At 31.8% G+C, this 18207-nt stretch carries 15 protein-coding genes and 1 tRNA gene; 3 read left to right on the top strand and 13 right to left on the bottom strand.

Translation table 11 applies throughout. The features are described from left to right. Window positions 1-115 precede the first annotated feature (115 nt). The 4 genes from holA to QE109_RS09545 all read right to left on the bottom strand — a co-directional run bounded on the left by holA (window position 116) and on the right by QE109_RS09545 (window position 6070). A complete protein-coding gene (gene holA, locus QE109_RS09560; protein WP_281094237.1) occupies window positions 116-1129 on the bottom strand; it encodes a DNA polymerase III subunit delta in 1014 nt (337 codons plus the stop codon). Between the two features lie 74 nt (window positions 1130-1203). After that, window positions 1204-3366 carry a ComEC/Rec2 family competence protein gene (locus QE109_RS09555; RefSeq protein WP_281094236.1) on the bottom strand — a complete coding sequence of 721 codons (2163 nt, stop codon included), beginning with the start codon at window positions 3364-3366 and terminating at the stop codon, window positions 1204-1206. Window positions 3367-3427: 61 nt separating this feature from the next. Continuing rightward, window positions 3428-5158, bottom strand: coding sequence for an Eco57I restriction-modification methylase domain-containing protein (locus QE109_RS09550; protein WP_281094235.1), 1731 nt, complete (start codon window positions 5156-5158; stop codon window positions 3428-3430). A 9-nt stretch (window positions 5159-5167) separates the two neighbouring features. Beyond that, entirely contained in the window at window positions 5168-6070 is a 903-nt protein-coding gene (locus QE109_RS09545; RefSeq protein ID WP_281094234.1) for a hypothetical protein, read from the bottom strand. Window positions 6071-6156: 86 nt separating this feature from the next. Here QE109_RS09545 and QE109_RS09540 point away from each other — a divergent pair, with 86 nt between their 5' ends. Continuing rightward, a complete protein-coding gene (locus QE109_RS09540; RefSeq protein WP_281094233.1) occupies window positions 6157-7362 on the top strand; it encodes an alanyl-tRNA editing protein in 1206 nt (401 codons plus the stop codon). Here the strand turns inward: QE109_RS09540 and QE109_RS09535 are convergent. Then, window positions 7359-8270 (bottom strand): alpha/beta hydrolase, encoded by a 912-nt coding sequence (locus QE109_RS09535; RefSeq protein ID WP_281094232.1) that lies wholly within the window; start codon window positions 8268-8270, stop codon window positions 7359-7361. The two genes, QE109_RS09540 and QE109_RS09535, sit on opposite strands and share 4 nt — an antisense overlap. Before the next feature lie 118 nt (window positions 8271-8388). Between QE109_RS09535 and plsY the strand changes: the two genes are divergently transcribed. Further along, a complete protein-coding gene (plsY, locus tag QE109_RS09530; RefSeq protein ID WP_281094231.1) occupies window positions 8389-8976 on the top strand; it encodes a glycerol-3-phosphate 1-O-acyltransferase PlsY in 588 nt (195 codons plus the stop codon). An 80-nt stretch (window positions 8977-9056) separates the two neighbouring features. Here the strand turns inward: plsY and QE109_RS09525 are convergent, their stop codons facing one another. Next, complete coding sequence (locus QE109_RS09525) at window positions 9057-9377, bottom strand: putative heavy metal-binding protein (protein ID WP_281094230.1); 321 nt, start codon at window positions 9375-9377, stop codon at window positions 9057-9059. A 136-nt stretch (window positions 9378-9513) separates the two neighbouring features. Here QE109_RS09525 and QE109_RS09520 point away from each other — a divergent pair. Then, window positions 9514-9610 (top strand) — tRNA-Sec (locus tag QE109_RS09520). Window positions 9611-9691: 81 nt separating this feature from the next. Here the strand turns inward: QE109_RS09520 and QE109_RS09515 are convergent. The 7 genes from QE109_RS09515 to selA form a co-directional block, all read right to left on the bottom strand. Next, a complete protein-coding gene (locus tag QE109_RS09515) occupies window positions 9692-10126 on the bottom strand; it encodes a GNAT family N-acetyltransferase (RefSeq protein ID WP_281094228.1) in 435 nt (144 codons plus the stop codon). A 21-nt stretch (window positions 10127-10147) separates the two neighbouring features. Beyond that, window positions 10148-11815, bottom strand: coding sequence for a glycosyl hydrolase family 18 protein (locus tag QE109_RS09510; protein ID WP_281094227.1), 1668 nt, complete (start codon window positions 11813-11815; stop codon window positions 10148-10150). Between the two features lie 93 nt (window positions 11816-11908). Further along, window positions 11909-12772 (bottom strand): GerMN domain-containing protein, encoded by an 864-nt coding sequence (locus QE109_RS09505; RefSeq protein ID WP_281094226.1) that lies wholly within the window; start codon window positions 12770-12772, stop codon window positions 11909-11911. 22 nt (window positions 12773-12794) lie between these two features. Continuing rightward, entirely contained in the window at window positions 12795-14102 is a 1308-nt protein-coding gene (locus QE109_RS09500; RefSeq protein WP_281094225.1) for a sensor histidine kinase, read from the bottom strand. 85 nt (window positions 14103-14187) lie between these two features. Next, on the bottom strand, window positions 14188-14892 hold the full coding sequence (locus tag QE109_RS09495) for a response regulator transcription factor (protein ID WP_281094224.1): 705 nt from the start codon (window positions 14890-14892) through the stop codon (window positions 14188-14190). Window positions 14893-14905: 13 nt separating this feature from the next. Next, the gene (gene selB, locus QE109_RS09490) at window positions 14906-16798 is read right to left on the bottom strand and encodes a selenocysteine-specific translation elongation factor (protein ID WP_281094223.1); all 1893 of its coding nucleotides are present in this window, start codon (window positions 16796-16798) and stop codon (window positions 14906-14908) included. Beyond that, the gene (gene selA, locus QE109_RS09485) at window positions 16791-18188 is read right to left on the bottom strand and encodes an L-seryl-tRNA(Sec) selenium transferase (protein WP_281094222.1); all 1398 of its coding nucleotides are present in this window, start codon (window positions 18186-18188) and stop codon (window positions 16791-16793) included. Before selA ends, selB begins: the two co-directional genes overlap by 8 nt. Window positions 18189-18207 lie beyond the last annotated feature (19 nt).

The raw sequence follows: 18207 nt of genomic DNA, 5'->3' as shown, positions 1-18207 counted from the left end.
ATTTGATCAAATATTAAAGAGCGTACAAGTTAAGTACGCTTTCATTTTTTTAAAAGGCTCCCTTTTGGGAGCCTTTTAATTTTGTGTCATACCACTTATAATCACTTCCAAGTACTTATGCAATATTCCCTATCTGAAAAAAGGCTTTTTCCATTAATAACAAAGGTTTAATAACACTTGATTTCATAGCAATGTCTACTTCTTCTAAAACATCTATAATTTCAATTAACTGCTTTACAGTAAAATGACTTGCAAAACCACCCGCTTTTTTGGCTACAAAGGGATGTATATCTAATTTGGAAGCAATTGTTGGACTACTATGCCCTGCTTCTAAAAGCAGTTTTGTTTTATATATATTACGATATTGTTGGTTAATCATATAAAATACTTTAATCTCAGCTTCACCACTTGAAATGAGTTGCGTTAAGATTGTTAATGCCTCAGATATGTGCTTTGAACTCATTGCATCCATCATTTTAAATATATTGTGTTCAATTGGGATGTCTACATATTGTCTGATGACTGACTCAGTTATAGCTCCATCAACACCTGAAAGCATTCGTATGGTATTATCAACATCATAAAGATTTTTATCTGCTTCAGGTTCAAGATAATTAATCATCTCAATTAAAAAGCTAATTACATGTAGATCGACCTCTTTATGATAAAGTTTAAAGCGCTTTGCACACCATTTTACGAGTTCCTGTCTTGATAGACGATCAACTGTTACAACATCTGCTATTTTGTTAATTTGCTTATATATCTTTTTTCGTTTATCTAGCTCAGTCTCAGCAAATATGAGTACTATATGTTCTGGTAATTGCTGAATGAATTTTATAAGTTTTTCTTCTTGTTCATCTTTTATAGTTTTAAGTAAACCAGAATTTTGGAACAAAACAATACGACGTTCATCAAAAAAAGGTAATGTCATAGCAATGCTTTGGACACTATCAATGTCCATAGGACTGTCGACTACAGTTAGATTGAAGTCCATATATGCTTGCATCAAGAAATTCTCTGCAATATATTTTGTTAAATTATCGATAAGATAATTTTCTGCGCCATTTATTAATGTCACTTGCTTAATCTCGTTAGACTTGAGTTGTTTAAAGTATGTCATAAAATCCATATACGTCCCTCCAGTCAATATCATACCAATAAAATGCTACAATATAAAGTAGTGATTTTTTAAATTTAACAATTTTAAGGTTCACAGGTTATAATAAAAGACGAATTTAATAATGTTTTGACTTTGATTTCGCCATTACTTAGGTTTACGATTGTTTCACCATCTCTATAAGTCATCGTATGATTAATTTTATTTTCAAGCAATTTTTTTTCAAAATCAATATTAGGCATATTATACTTTTTACTACATGAAGTGAGTACGAGTTTTAAAACATCACTATTATACAGCGTAGAGTTAAATGAAGTTTTAGAGCCGTGATGGGCAGATTTTACAAAATCAACTTGATTTAGGTCATTAATTGTATCAATCATTTCAGTTGAGATGTCGCTTAGTATATAGCCCAAATATGTTAGGGCATTTACTTTTATAATCAGCGCATTTTCATTTGGATCATCTTTATAATTCTCACCTTTAATTGGAATCACTTCAATTGTCAAATTTTCATCTAAAATGCCAATAGACTCTATTGATAATCTATGTGATTTGATAATTTGAATTTTTACTTTAGTATTACTAATTTTATCTTTTAGTAACTCATAGGTCTCATCATTTAAGATTAAATATTTGATCTTCATGTTATTGATAAGTTCAAGTGCACCGCCATAATGGTCCTGATGCGCATGAGTGATAATTAGTGCATCTATACTATGTATCCCCTCCCCTCTTAAAATTGTTTCACATGAATTTTTGCCATCTCCAGTATCAACTAATATCTTAATATTCTTAGATTTCAACAGAGTCATATCACCATGTCCCACATCATAGGAAATTACTTGAATTTGACTTGAAGAATTAAAATCTCTACATGTAAAAATGAAAATTAAAGCAATAGCTAAATAAATAAGAAACTTTCTTCTTTCCCTGTAAAGCCGCCAAATTGTATGACATAAGAAATATACCAGTATGATACACACTATTATCAAAAAATCACTTTGCTTAAATGCAACAATAGCACTTAGATTCAGCGGCATCTGCATAGCAATTAAATTCATAATACCTACAAATTTATCTATAGCAAAAATCAACAGGTGACTTTTAAAGCCAATTAAAGCAATTATTATATACAACAAACTCAATGGTAGTAATATGCCGATAATCGGGACTAATATTAGATTAGACAAAAAACTATATAGGTTGATCTTTTGAAAAAAATATAGACTCGCAGGTAATAATAACAATTGAATCGCAATACAAAAACGCAAACTTTCTAGATACTTATTTTTAATTTTGTGTTTAAAAATACTTTTATAAAGTAATGCAACACATATATAAGCATAATAAGACAAGTACATAGACGTTGATAAAACTGCATGCGGTTGAACTAATATTATAATCAGTAATGAAAATGCAATGCTCATATAAATATCTTTTTTCCTACCCATGGTCTGAGTGATTTCGTTATATAAGATCATATAAAATGCGCGCTGCGCAGAGTATGGCCAGCCAATAACTATGAGTAATATGATTAAAATAATAAGACTAAATATGCTTGAAGCATTATAGGGTAAAAATGAGAGACATTTTTTTATAAAGTAGTATATAATTCCAAAATGAAGTCCTGAGATTGCAAATAAATGTGCTAATCCAAGATCTTTATACATCGAGTAATTTTCAAAATTGGTCTTGTCGCCCAATATCAGCGCACGTACAAGTTCCTTTGACTTACCAGATAATGATGAATCTATAATAGTATTGATTTCACCGTATAGTTTTGACTTTAGTGTGAGTATTGATGAACGCTTGTAATCAGGATTCGGTTTTAATTCTAAGATCTTAAACTGCTTTGTGATGCCTTTTGAATAAAGGTATTTGTCATAATCAAAACCAGACTTATTTTTAACAGAAGTAAACTGAATTTGATTTAGATTGACTGAGGCAATAAAACTTGAACATAAATTATCTACACTAACTTGACTATTATCTTTAGTGTAATGATATAAACGCCATTTAAAATCAACTTTATCCCCCTTAACTTTTGTAATTCTAGCGATAAAATAATCATCATATATATTGCCCTCAATTATTTCCCCTTCGATGAAAACAATTTCTTCAGCTATACTTTGATTTGATTTAAAGTGCTGCTTTGTCAAAGAAACAGTTTGATAGTATTGTTGATTCATGAAAAAAAACATTATTATCGTAATGATCGTTACAAAAAAAAGAAAACCACGCTTCATAAAACCTCCATATATTTCCATTATAACAAAATGGGAATATATGGCAATGGCGTGGTGAAATTTATTTTCTATTTTCAATAATTTGGTCCACTCTTTTAATCAATCCATCCAAAACTTTTTCATCAAAACCTACATTATTTTGTGTTTCAAAATTGAAAACTTTCTCAGATATTTCTTCAAGTTCTAATAAATCAATTTTATCAAACTTAATTATTGGTATTGCCTTTAACGGTGTTGCATACAGTTCTAAAAGTTGCCCCTTCCTCTTTCCCATATGACTCAACCATTCCATGTAGGCATTTGAATTAAGTAACAAACAAAGGACTTTCAAACTATAAGGCGAGTTGACTTTGCCCTTTATATAATAAACATCAGCAGATGCGTAAAAATGGTCTTTAACATATGCAAACCTATTGGTCCTTGCACGTTGAGGTACAACTAATTTCTCGCCTTCAAAAATAGATGGATCTCTTGGCCAAGTAAGTGTAAACCAACTTCGAATCCCCTTAGTTACTTCTCTACGTTTGGATAATTTCATCTCGTATTTTTCCATATACTTGATTACCTTTTCATCTATAGAGTTGTGATTGAGGTATAGAAGACGTAGCTTTGTATCTTTGTTTGCAAAATAGTGCTTTATATCGCTATTTTTAAAAAATGGTACTGCATACTGGAGTGCTTCCTTAGGTAATTGTGATAATTCTTCTTCCGTATAAACAAATGCAGCATCCGAACCTGTAACAATACCTTGATGAACATTATATAGATCACCTAGCAATCCGATTTTCCCACTTTTAATATGATTTATTCTACTTTGAACCAAGTCAGAGACTATAAATTTGACTAAACCATCTTCTTGGTAAATCAATTCTGGTGATAATTTTTTTTCAATTCGATAATCCTCATCATACATGATGACTGTATCAACAGGTTGTCTTTTCAGAACGTAGATACAAGCGTGTAATTTGCGTTCTGGGAAAACACGTGCATCTCCATAATCAATATATCTACTAAAAGTAAAATGCGTTTTAATAAAAGATCTTAAATGTTTAGCACCATCCGCTGAAAGAAAGTAGTTGCTTGAGAGATAACAAAGTGACCCCTCACTTTTTAATAGTTCCCAGCCTCTATAGATAAAAAAATAAAAATAATCCATTTTTCCTTCATAGTACTTTTTTCCAAAGGGTGTATCTTTTATGGGTTGAAACCAATTCAAATTATTTTTTTCACCAATATAAGGTGGATTTCCAATAATTAAATCAAATTTAAGCGTATCAAAATAATCTTCTATTAAACTGTTACCACAAAAGAGATTGAGCTTTTTAGGTGTGATCTCTATGGACTCAAAATATGCAATTAAGGTTTCTTTAAAAACAAGAATGGCAGTTTCGTCAATATCAATACCATAGATACAGTCTTCGACCAAGTTCGTCATAATAGTAGACAAATCTGCTTTACAACACTTGACTAAATACTCAACAAACTCAATATAGGTTAAAAGTAAAACACCGCTGCCACAAGATAAATCTAGAATTTTTGAAGATTTAATCAAGCTTAGAAGCTCCTGCGAATCCTCCGAAAAGGATTCGCTCACTTCATCTTTTAAGTATCCTTCAACATAAAGCGGATATAAATTAAATGAAGTAAAGTTTTTACATATATGATCATCAATCAATTGAAATATCATCTGTTGAGCTAGCCATTTAGGGGTATAAACAGTTCCTGAAACATCCTGTATAGTAACAGATGTCTCATGACTATATCGTTCTCTTAGATGGGTATAGTTTGACAATGTATCCTCCTAAAGTAAATCCTCAAGCGAAAAAATCTCATCTTTTAAGAAAACTATATCTGCTCTCAAAATTGGTTCAATCACTTTTTTCATCGCTTTGCTATGCTCTGGAGAATTGCAAAGTACGTAGAATTGACCATTAGAGATCTCAATTTCAGCCAAAATTCGATCTTCTTCCATCACTCTTAAAATTGGTTCTTCTTCTTCATCAGCAAAAACTGGGAGTGATAATGTCATAAAGAGTTCATACAGTTCATCCTTATTGCACCTATAAGCATAAGTAGATTGATATAAATTCAGCTCATCTTCATAAGCATTCTCTTCTTCTACTTGATTCACGATATCCAATACTTTGTAAAGGAGATGACCATTAGCATCAAGAAATGAATCCATAGGTGTAATTCCTTGACTTTGAGTAAACTGGTTATATTGATCTAAGATATATTTTTTTATACTCTCTTTAAAACTAACCTCAAGTTCAAAAATATCGCCCACAACAGTATGGGTATTATCAATAGAGATTACCCTAGCACTTATAAGTGGAGTAGATTCCGAAACGCCAGATTCTAATAGAAAGTCATCATTTGTAAAAATATCTTTAAGTGCAACACGTTCATGTTCAAGGTTAACTTCAAATATGCTTCTTTGAGATTTTTTAAGGGCTTCCAAAATTGCCACAGCTTCCTTATTTTCATCTAGTGGTTGTTTAAGTTTAAACCGATCAATCATATTTTGATGAGTTTCAGAATGTAGATAATTAAAAATCAGCCATTCAGCAAAACCATCTGTATCCGATTGATCGTCTTTTAAAACAAATTGTTGTTTTGCAATATCTAGTTCTTTTTTATTGCTAGGCATCACAATAAACTCGTATAAATCGTTATATATCTTCTCTATCATTTCAATATTCATATATGTTCTCCTCTTTCATTGAATTCTAATCTATTATATACTATTTGGGTGAAGATTTCAGTATTCGATTACTTTAGGAGGTACAAATGACAATAAAATCATTTTTAAATGATGCATATACACATCAATTTAACGCAAAAGTAACATCTATTGAGCAAGAAAATCAACTATATAAAATTCAACTGGATCATACCTTTTTTTATCCTGAAGGTGGTGGACAGCCTTGTGATCATGGAAATATCGAAATGTTGGAGATAGCAGATGTACAAATAGATCAAGAAGATATTTTCCATATTTCAAAGGACTGTCCAAAATTTAAAGTAGGTGAAAATGTAACTTGTAAAATTGATTTTTCAAGAAGATTTACGCTGATGCAACAACATACTGGGCAACATATCCTTTCTTCCTGTGCAGAAAAACTTTATGAAGCCAATACAATTGGATTCCATATTGGCGCAGACTATGTGACCATTGATCTTGATCAAAAGCTAACTCAGGATCAAATCGTTAAAATTGAAAACAGTGCAAATCAAGTAATTTATAGTAATAAAGAAGTGATTGCTCACTACCCAACAGCTGAAGAATTAGCAAATATGCCGCTTAGAAAGCAACCAAAAGTTACAGAAAACATACGTGTAATAGAGATCGTAGAAAGCGATTTTTCTCCGTGTGGTGGCACTCATGTTAAAACGACTTCTGAAGTTGGTATCATCAAAATCAAAAAAACTGAGCCTTATAAATCTGGTATCAGAATTGAATTTGGATGTGGTGGATTTGCCCTAAAATTCATCCAAGAAAGAAATGAAACTATCAATTCACTTATGAAACTGTTTTCCGTGAAAGATAATGAAATTCTTAACTTTACAGAACAATTGTTAGAATCTCAGAAAAATGATCGTGCTAATCTACAAGCATTAAAAGAGCAACTCTATAAAACACAAGTCGCTCAAATTTTAGAACAGTTTGATTCAGAAGAAATTAAAGTGATAACTTTAACTGAGACCGATATGAGTATGACAGATTTACGCCTAAAATGTAACATCTTATGCGAAGCTGAAAATATTATCGTACTGGCTGTTAGCAGTGAAGGCGAAAAAACACACCTCGTACTTTCAAAATCAAAAAATGTGAGTCAAGAGTTTAATATGGGACAATTATTTAAATCGGAAATCGCACCATTTGGTGTCAAAGGTGGTGGAAATCCATTTGTTGCACAAGGTGGTAGTTCAGATGCAGTTAATATCGATGAAATAATGGCTACTTTGGAAGATAAAATTCAAAAAATGTTCTAATTATTAATTTCATCTAACCATTCAACAACATCTTCAAAGACTTGTTTTCTATTAACTTCATTTAGCATTTCATGACGCCCTTCAGGGTAAAGGATTTTCTTTACATCAAACTTTAGAGCGTCATATTTTTTAGCTGCTAAATTAACACCTTTTGAGTAGTTTCCAACAGGATCACCTTCACCTGAAAAAATAAGCATTGGTAATCCATCTTTGAAATTACTATAATCCGGATGATATAACAGTTGATAAAGTCCATTTGAAAATTCTAAAAAGAACGAACTAGGGTGTATTTGACCACAGTAAGGATTATCAATATATGCTTGCACCATTGTGGAATCGCTTGATAACCAATCAAAAGACGTTTTTGCGTCTTTTATTTTTTTGTTATAATTTTTAAAGGCAATACTATCAATCAGAGTAGAGACATGTTTATCACCATGTTTTTTTACATCTTTAGCAGCGAGCCATTGTCCTAGTTTTAAAGATATCTTATCAGGATATCCTGTTCCAGACAAAATTACACCATCAACTAAATACGAGTAAGAAATGATGAAATCTCGAACTAAGAAAGACCCCATACTATGGCCCATGATGAAGACTGGTATATCATCATATGTGTTCTTCACGTAATCGACAATATGTTTTAGGTCTTCTTTCATTTTTGACCAGCCTTTTTCTCCTAGATAACCAAGCATTTGAGCTTCTGGTCCATGCCCGCGTTGATTTACACCGATAATACCGTAGCCGTGATCAGATAAAAAATTTGCAAATGCATCATAACGTTCAATCGTTTCTGCCATTCCATGCGCAAGTACAACCATTGCTTTTAAAACTGTACCATCTGGTGACCACACATAACCTTTTAATGTGATTTCTTCAAAGGAATCAATACTGAAATCTTTTCTCATAGAATACTCCCCTTCTTAGCTCAATATTTATAATATTATTATAACACTTTAAGAATGATATTTTAACTGATTGTATTTTATGCTAAAATGAACATGCAATTTAATTTAGGAGGCATGAATGATATTTTTATTAGGGGTATGTAGTTATTTTATCGGTAGTATTCCATTTTCTTATTTGATACCAAGATGGATTGGAAAAATAGATATTAGAAGACATGGTAGTGGTAACACTGGGACTACCAATGTAGTAAGGACTTTAGGTTTAAAAGTTGGCGTTTTAGCTTTTTTAGGTGATTTTCTAAAAGGCGTTATACCAGCTCTAATTGGCCTTCTATGGCTTGGAGAGTTAGGCGGTGTTGTTGGTGGCGCACTAGCTGTTATCGGCCACTGCCATCCAGTATGGCTTAAATTCAAAGGTGGTAAAGGTGTGGCGACTTCTGCAGGGATTCTTTTAGTACTTTTCCCAGATATTGTGGTTATACTTGTTGTTGTACAAGCCCTAATAATTGGATTTACAAGATATATGTCACTTGCTTCTATTATTAGTGCTGTTTTATTGCCTATTCTCGCAATTGTTTTTTCTAAGAGCACATTATTTATATTATTTTCTTTCTTACTTGCAATTTATGTGATCTTTCGTCATAGGAGCAATCTAAAGCGTTTAATAAATGGCACTGAAACAAAATTAAACTTTAAGAAGAAGTAATAGATTGATTTAACTATAAAAGCAGAAACAATTTGGACTTATATCCATTTCGTTTCTGCTTTATTTATTTGGTATTTTAATTATTCTATAATTACAGCTGTACCTGAAGCAGTTACCATTAACATGTTATTTGCTTGACCAAGTACTTCGTAATCAATATCAATTGATACTATAGCATTTGCACCCATTTCAGCGGCACGTTGTTTCATTTCTCTTATAGCATTTTCTCTTGCTTCGATCAACTCTCCCTCGTAAGAATTTGATCTTCCACCAAAAAAGTTTGTTAAGCCTGCTGCGAAGTCTTTAATAAAATCTACACCATTTATTACTTCTCCAAAAACAATTCCTTTATACTCTACTATTTTGTATCCCTCCACCGATGGTGTTGTAGTTATAATCATCTTCCGCCTCCATAAATTGTATTTGTAATTAATATATTTACTAATTACTTTGTAGTTCAATTATAAGTGGCAATAATTAAAAAAAAATTAATAAACTATGAAAATCACATATAATCTGCTAAAATGATATTACTATGGGGGTAGAGAGGTGCTGGTGTGCCTTCTGATCTTCAAAATCAGCGCGAGTATTTAAGAGATGCTTGGGTGGGTTCGATTCCCACATACCCTCGCCAAATAGAATATATAATATTCAATATGATATTATCAAATAGAAAAGAAAGCCTACTATAGGCTTTCTTTTCATATTTAAAGAATCAATTAACTGTATATACACAGTCGTATTTTTGTCCAACCGCATCATCATATACTCGCTTTTTCACGGAAAAGCCATAACTTTTATAAAAACTAACATCTTCATCACCTGGTTCAGATGTAACTATTGAAACACGCTCACTCTTTATCGCTTCTGTAAGAATAGCTTCAGCAATTTTTTGCCTATTGTAGCCAGAAGAAACCGCCATGTGCCTTACAACGAGTTTGTTGTTATCAATTTTTGAAAACCCCATCAAACCAACCAGTTGTCCACTATCCGATGCAATATAGAAGCGCCCTTGTGTTTTTGCATAGATTCCTTGAGCAATGTTCTGAATTTTCCCATATGATGGATTCATAAGTAACGTGCCTAATAACTCAGAAATGTCTTTACGGTCAATAATTTCTTCATAATGACCTATTAATTCAATAATCAAATTAAACCTCTTTTATAAATTTTATTTTAATTCTATTTGTTGTAAATCAAAATTCGTCAATATTTGAGACCAAACATTCATATACTGGTTTATATCACTTTCATATTCAGGAATTATTCCTAAGCGCCAAAGTGATATCCCACCCAAGCCAAAGTACTTCGCAACATCAGTTTTAGCTTGAATACTTCTTTCGTCTTCATACCATACAATGCTTTTAATATTATTTTCGTAGAACTCAATGTAAGCACTTTGTAATGCAGATGAATATTTTACCATCGCACCATCATCTATCTTTTGGGCAATTGTTGCATAAGTCGGATGATAAGGTGTACTGTTGATAATTTGGTTGTTCTCTACTTTCCATTGAGCAGTATCAAATGAAAATTGTAATAATACTTTTTTTGTATCAGAAACACCTGAAATAGGGTCTGTAATAGCATTCAAAGCATAATATACTTCATTTATAGGTGATAAAGGTGTCACAGTATAACCTAAAAGCATCTCAGAAGTACTGAGTTTTTTTGCATAATAATCGTGTGCCATTAAGATAATATAATCAGCATTGTTTCCAAGTGTTTTAAAATCGTATCCATCAAAATAAGTTAAAGCATCTCCTCTTTCAGGATGTACTGCAATGTAAAGACTTAAATTTAACTTTTCAAGTTCTTTATCAAGCTTAACCACAAACTCATTATAGCGTTTTGCGTTATCTTCACCCTTAAGCCCTTCAAAATCAATTAAAACACCTTGAAATTCAATTTTAAAAGCATTTTGAGATGCCGCATCTATAATCGAAGTAATGACTTGATCTGAAAATGATGAACTATTCAAAATTGATTCTGCTAAAGTGATTGTCTTACCGCTCTCGCTATCAATTGTTGTTTCATCTTTTACAAAAACCATCAATTGCTTTGATATGGATTCTACATCAGTGGCTTCAAGAGCTGATGCATATCCTGTAGGTACACGATATTCGTTAGAATTCGCACTCGTCATATTTAAAATGACATTTTCTTTGTTTTTATCAAATTCAAGTCTCGCCCAACCATAACTTAACGAGTTTAACTGACTAGAAAAATCTGCTTGCGAAAAGGAACTGATGGCATAGTAGCTGTGTAATAACTCAAACGAACTGTTGTAACTATTACTTACATTATATAGAAGTGCAATTAGTTCTTCTTTTTTTATCAATTGATCTGGTCGAAAAGTTTTTGCGAAATTGATAGATACCCATCCAAATCTATTTGCTAAATTTAAGAAGGTATCTTTTTCAAATGTATCTACAAACGGTGAAGCTTGCTCACCTAACTGGTTACTAATTTTATCAATAGAAAGCCAATCAAAAATAACATCAATTGCTTCACGTCTAGTCAACCTATGTTGTTGATCAAAATTCATATCATAAGCTTCATTAGGCTTGATTTTTGATAAGATTGTAGTCATATCCACTTCTGTAACTGAAGTACCAATTCCGAATTTTTCAGAACGTGGAATCAAACCTTCATTAACCATTGTCTCAATTATATTATATGCCCAGTGTGTTTGAGTCACATCTTTAAAACTTTCATTTTCTGCATAACTTAGCCTAGTTGAAGTGCCGATAAACGTAAATTGAATAAAAAATACTAGCATTATAATAAAACCACTTTTTATTTTCAAAATCTTATAAAAATGATATAAAGTTTTCATTAATTTCACCCTTTCTGAACTTATCTTTATATTTATTATAATCGTCATATGCATAAAGTACTATAACACAATGATTACAAACAGATTAACGTTTTACTCATCACTTAAATTTATTCTATAGGCATTTTCTTCTTTGATTACGCGCCAATTATCATAAGTGTTAAGCATAAAACCATCCGTTTCATACTGTTTGGTAAATTTTATAAATACTTCCTCATAATCATTATAAATACGTGTATAGAATGTATCTCTATGAAACTCTTTGTGTGTATCAATAAAAGCATTTGCATATGAAATAAAACGGCTATAGTTATAAGTTTTAAGACTTGTCTCAGAGAGTAAGTTGTACGCTAAATCAAAACGTCTTGAATTGATATTTTCAACAAATTCTAAAACAATATCTGCAGCTGTTGGAATTTTATTATAAATTAAAGATTCGTCCATCGTTAAAGGCGATTTTAAATTAAACCCATTTACAGGATAATTGAATTGTTTACCATCTACTAAGATTTGAACATTTTTAATTTGACTAATTTCAGTTAAGCTATTTACGATAGACCAAATATAGAGTGGAAAGTCCTCATCAACTAACAATTTATCAAATTGATTCGTTTTGTTGATGTTTACATAACAGGTATCCTTAATAAGATCAATTGAACTAATACTCACACCTTTGTCATAAATTGATTTAAAATATGAGTTGCTTGCACCATATGACAAATTTAAGATGATGGACTGATCGTAATTCTGATCCTCTATTGTGATACTACGAGATTCTTTTCTAAGTGCATGATCATAAACAAAATATAAATTCGATCTAATTTTTATAGCACCATCCTCTGGAGATACATATTGGTTTGGATTTAACGAATCATACGAAATCTCTGTATTAATCGCGATAAGTCCGATGCTAGCTATGATAATTAACAATAGCATAATACTTACTGGAAATTTCATGTTGGGACTCCTTTAAATCACTCTATTTTTTAGGTAGAGTTATAGAAACTTCAGTTCCAGAACCTAACTCACTCTTTACAGAAATAGTACCTTGGTGAAGTTGTATGATTTGCTGTGCTATGGCAAGTCCTAACCCAGTACCGCCAGTTTTTCGCGCTCTTGCTTCATCAACTCTATAGAATCTATCAAAAATAAACGGCAGATCTTTTTCAGGTATTCCGATGCCTGTGTCCGTAACTTTTATGATGATCAAATCTCTCATGTCAACAAGTTCCACCGTTACACTTCCCTCTTCTGGAGTATATTTTACCGCATTGCCAATGATATTGAGCAAACATTGCTGCATCTTTTCTTGATCTAAATGAATTTGAATTTTATTATTTGCAGTTAAAGAAAGATTTATTTGTTTTTTTAGAGCAATTGGGTTCAAAGTTTTGATGACCCATTCCAACAAATAATTTACATAGGTAATACTATAATCTAACTCTAATTCATCTTTTTCAACGCGCACTAAATAGAGTAAACTATCTATAATTTTGTTAAGTCGATCAATTTCACTATTGATATCTTGCATAAATTCACGGTAAATAGCTTCATCCCAACTTGGTGATGATAAAAGTGTATCAGATACTATCTTCATAGATGTCATAGGTGTTCTAAGCTCATGAGAAACATTGGAAACAAATTTCTTTCTTCTTTCTTCTACTTGAAATAGTTTTGTCGTCATTAAATTGAAAGCTTTTCCAAGTTCACCTATTTCATCGCTGCCTTGAATCTCTACTTTAGTATCATACTTTCCAAGCGTAATTGTTTTAACAGAATCTGTTAACTTTTCAATAGGCTTAGAAATGATATCTGCAAAAAGAATACTGATAAAAATCGAAACAATAATCGCCATCGAAAAGATAATAAACAACTTATCCATAAATCTATTAATATTTTCAAATATATAATTAGCATCAATTGACATAAAAATTGTACCAACTATATTATCCCTATCTATAATCGGCACAGCAGCATACAATAAATAATCACTTTGAAACAAGTAAATATTGGATGCCTTTATTCCTCTAACTGCATCTTCTATCTCTCGATTTTCCAGTAAACTTCCTCTTAAAACATCAAAAGAATCCACGAGAACGTCTTTTGAATTATTTAGAATTAGCGATCTCGCTCCATACTCTAGGCTGTTTTGTTTAACAAGGTCATCGACATATTTAAATGTATACTCATTGTCAATATTTGTGATAAATGGCGCTACTTGATTTGCAACTATGGTAGAAAAGGTCAACAAATTTTCTTGCGCCTCATTTACATTACTTTTAACCAATGAGTCTTTGACAAAAAAAGTAGTAAGCAACATAACAAAGGTTATTAATATTAAATAGGTGGAAACAAGTTTCCACCTAATACTTTTAAAGAACTCTTTTCTTTTTATTTTTGAAATAATAGCCAACGCCCCATTTCGTTAAAATATAATCTGGTTGAGAAGAATTTGTTTCGATCTTTTCTCTTAATCTTCTGATATGAACATCAACCGTTCTAACATCACCAAAATACTCATAACCCCAAATCGTTTCTAGTAATTCTTCTCTTGAATATACTTTTTCCTCATTTAAAATCAATAAGAGTAATAAATCAAACTCTTTAGCAGTTAAATTAACTTGCTGACCATTAATGGTTACCTTTCTACCAAGGGTATTGATATTAAAGTCACCGAGATTTAAGACATTAGAAGTCATATTCTGATCACTCACTTGTACACGTCTCAAAATAGCTTTAATTCTTGCTTTTAGTTCTAACATATTGAAAGGTTTTGTTATATAATCATCGGCACCATATTCAAGTCCTAAAACCTTACTTGAGTCATCATCTTTTGCAGTTAACATGAGGATAGGTACCATCAACTTCTCTCTCACTTTTTTACAAACCTCAAGCCCATCCATTCCAGGTAACATTAGGTCGAGAATTACTGCATCATAAGTGTTAGCAAGAATCAAATCATATGCCTCTTTACCATCAACAGCTGTTTCAACTTCATAACCTTCTTGTTCTAAACTAAATCTCAATCCTTTTAATAAAATCGGTTCATCGTCAACCACTAATATTTTCTCTGCCATATTTCCACTCCATTCACTTTTTAAATAAGGTTCGTGTATTTTCATTGCGTTTCGTTAATTGTATTTTGTCGAAATGTTCAAGCAATAAGACAGTAGCTTTTCTTGAAAAACCAAACAAGTCACGGCACTGTGCAACACCTATTGATTCATTATTTTCAAAATAGCTTAGAAGACACTTCTTGCTTTTACTATAATCATCTATACCCATTACGTTTTCATCATTAATTTTAACAAGAATTTCATAATTAATCAAATGATATAGTAATTCTTTAATAATATTTTTGTCATAATTCAATTTTTGAAGCTCTGAAATTGGAACAATCGGTTGTTGATAATCCAATATGGTTCGCATAATGGCTTTTTTGACTTTAACTTGTGCATCGGAAAAGTGAATTTCAAATGTTTTTAGAGCAATTACATCACCATTTTGTTTTAACTCTTCTAATTCTATTAACTTAGTAAGGATCAAAGAAAATATTTTATTATCAATTGTGATCAAGGGTTTATTGTTTTTTAGAAAATCATTTACTTTTGACCTTAGTGTTTCTTTTGACATACCAGCTCTAAAAGGATACTGTTGATGTTCTTTCTCAACTTCTAACAAACAAATTCTCTTGATTTTTTCCCAGGTTTCAAATGTAATATAGAAAGAATTCGAAAGTCTTAAGAGTTCCTCTTTTGTAACCAACTTGTCAATCGTATCTATTCCGGTATCATAATCAAGTGAGGTTTTTTCAAAGATACCATCATCAAGAGTAAAAATAGGATAAAACTGCTGTAGTATCCTTAGTAGCTCTAGCTCCATATTTGTTATATCATTGACTTTATCCTTTTTTGAAGCATATGGATTTGTTATAACCCCACCTCCAATTGTATACATTGGAGAATAGGTTCTTAGAATTACATGATCATTTGCTTTACAGTATATCGGTTCTTCAAGTCGTAATTGTACCACTTTTTCCTGTCCAGAAATGATTTGCTCGTCTGCTAATGCAATTCTACAAAGAATTTCACGTGTTCCATGGTAGAGCTTTAAGCGCTGCCAGTGTTTAACTGAACCACTCGTTTCATCGAGTTTTAGCTTAATGTCAATTATCATTGTTTCTTTTAAATGATCGCTAGAGGTTAATAAATCACCTCTTGAGATATCTTGTATGTCAACATTTAAATTAATAGCAGTACGTTGTCCATAATACGCTTCATCAACTGATCCGCCATAAACTTGTATCCCTTTAACTCGAATTTTCTGATTGCCAGGATATTTATAGATTATATCCCCTTTTTTTAATTGTCCTTCTATCAGCGTACCAGTTGCTATTGTTCCAAAACCTTTAACTGTAAAAACTCTATCTATATAAAGCCTTGAAATAGTCGCCTCTTTAAGAGCTGTCTTTTGATTACTTATACTTTGAAGCGCTTGAATCAAATTCTCTCTTGATAAATCATCGTAGATTGAATAAGTTACAACTTTGAAATTTCGAAGAACAGTATTTTTAACAAGATGACCTATCTCATTAGTTACTTCATTTAACCGCGAAGTACTTACCAAGTCAGCTTTTGTTATGACAATTATACCTGCATTGATTCCTAAATGATCTAAGATATGAAGGTGTTCTATCGTTTGAGGTTTAATACCCTCATCAGCTGCAACAACCAGCATCACCGCATCAAATCCCAAAGCACCTGAAATCATCGTTTTAATAAATTTTTCATGTCCTGGAACATCTATAAACCCTACTGTATTTTCATTGTCTAATTTTAAGTGGGCATAACCATTCTCAATAGTAATACCTCTAATTTTCTCATCTTTTAATCGATCTGTTTCTATGCCTGTTAAATGCTTTATCAGTGCAGTTTTTCCATGATCAATATGTCCCGAGGTGCCTATAACCATATGTTTATTCAAGTTGAGCTCCTAATGTTACAGTCGTTATCCCATCTATTAGCATTGAAAACTCGTCATCAAATATGGTTCTAAAATCAAAATGAATTGATTCGTTATCAATTTTGCAAATAATTGGCACATTTAGTTTACGCATTGCAATTTGTAGATTATTTAGATTTAGATCGCCTTTTAAGGTTAAACCATAAGAAGGTAATTCAACAAGAGGTAATGCGCCTCCTCCAACCTGTGACACCATAGGTTCAATTGCATATCTCATGTTAATCTTTTGTAGTGCATATTGATTTGCTTTAACAAAACGCGTCACCTTCTCATATACAGCATCTTCTGACATATGAAGCATTGAAAGTGTTGGTATATCTAAAATTGCATTTTGCTTATTCTGATACTTGATCAATGTATCTTCTAGTACTGCAAGTGATAATTTGTCTATACGTAGCGCACGAAGCAATTGATTTTTTTTAAGTAGATCAATATATTTTTTTTTGCCTACGATTATTCCTGCTTGACTTGCACCTAGTAGTTTATCTCCCGAAAAAGAAATTAAATCAACTCCAGCGCGTATACATTCACTGATACAGGGTTCTTGTAAGCCTTCAATGGTATCAAAATTAATGATTGCACCACTTCCAAGATCCTCGTAAAAAGGAATTTCAATTTTTCGAGATAACTCACCTAAAGACTCCCGATCCACAGAATGAGTAAATCCTAATATTTGATAATTACTTGTATGTACTTTCAAAATCATGCCAGTTTCAGAAGATATTGCATTTTCATAATCATAAAGATGTGTTTTGTTAGTTGTACCCACTTCTACTAATTTACATCCACTTGCTTTCATAACATCAGGAATTCTAAATGAACCTCCTATTTCTACCAGTTCACCTCTTGAAAGGATAACCTCTTTATCATTAGCTAATGTGTTCAAAACAAGTATCACTGCTGCGGCATTATTGTTAACTACTAAAGCTGCTTCAGCGTTAGTCAGTCGGCACAAAAGACCTTCAACATGCGCATATCTAGAACCTCTACCACCCTTTATAAGGTCATACTCCAATGTATTGTAGTGTGACATAGTTTCTTCTAGATAAGATAATGTTTGTTTTGAAAGGACTGCACGTCCTAGATTGGTATGAAGTACGATACCCGAGGCGTTGATTACATGTTTTATATTATGCGTTAATAGACGTTCTAATGAATCCACAATATTGAGAATGACCTCATTAACTACAACTTCATTTATTTTTCCTTTAACAATTTGGGTTCTCAAATCATTCAAGTTCTCATCTATCACCGTCTTAATATGCTGAATATCAAGTTGTTCAAGATATTTTTCTGGTAGCAATTCGATGATAAGGTCTATTTTAGGAATTTGACGTAATATTTCATTCATGTAGATTTATACTCCTTCC

The sequence above is a fragment of the Fusibacter bizertensis genome (genome assembly GCF_029914245.1).
GTDB lineage: Bacteria > Bacillota > Clostridia > Peptostreptococcales > Acidaminobacteraceae > Fusibacter_C > Fusibacter_C bizertensis.
Note: the sequence above shows the minus strand (reverse complement) of the source record. Positions and strands in the feature narration are given on the sequence as shown.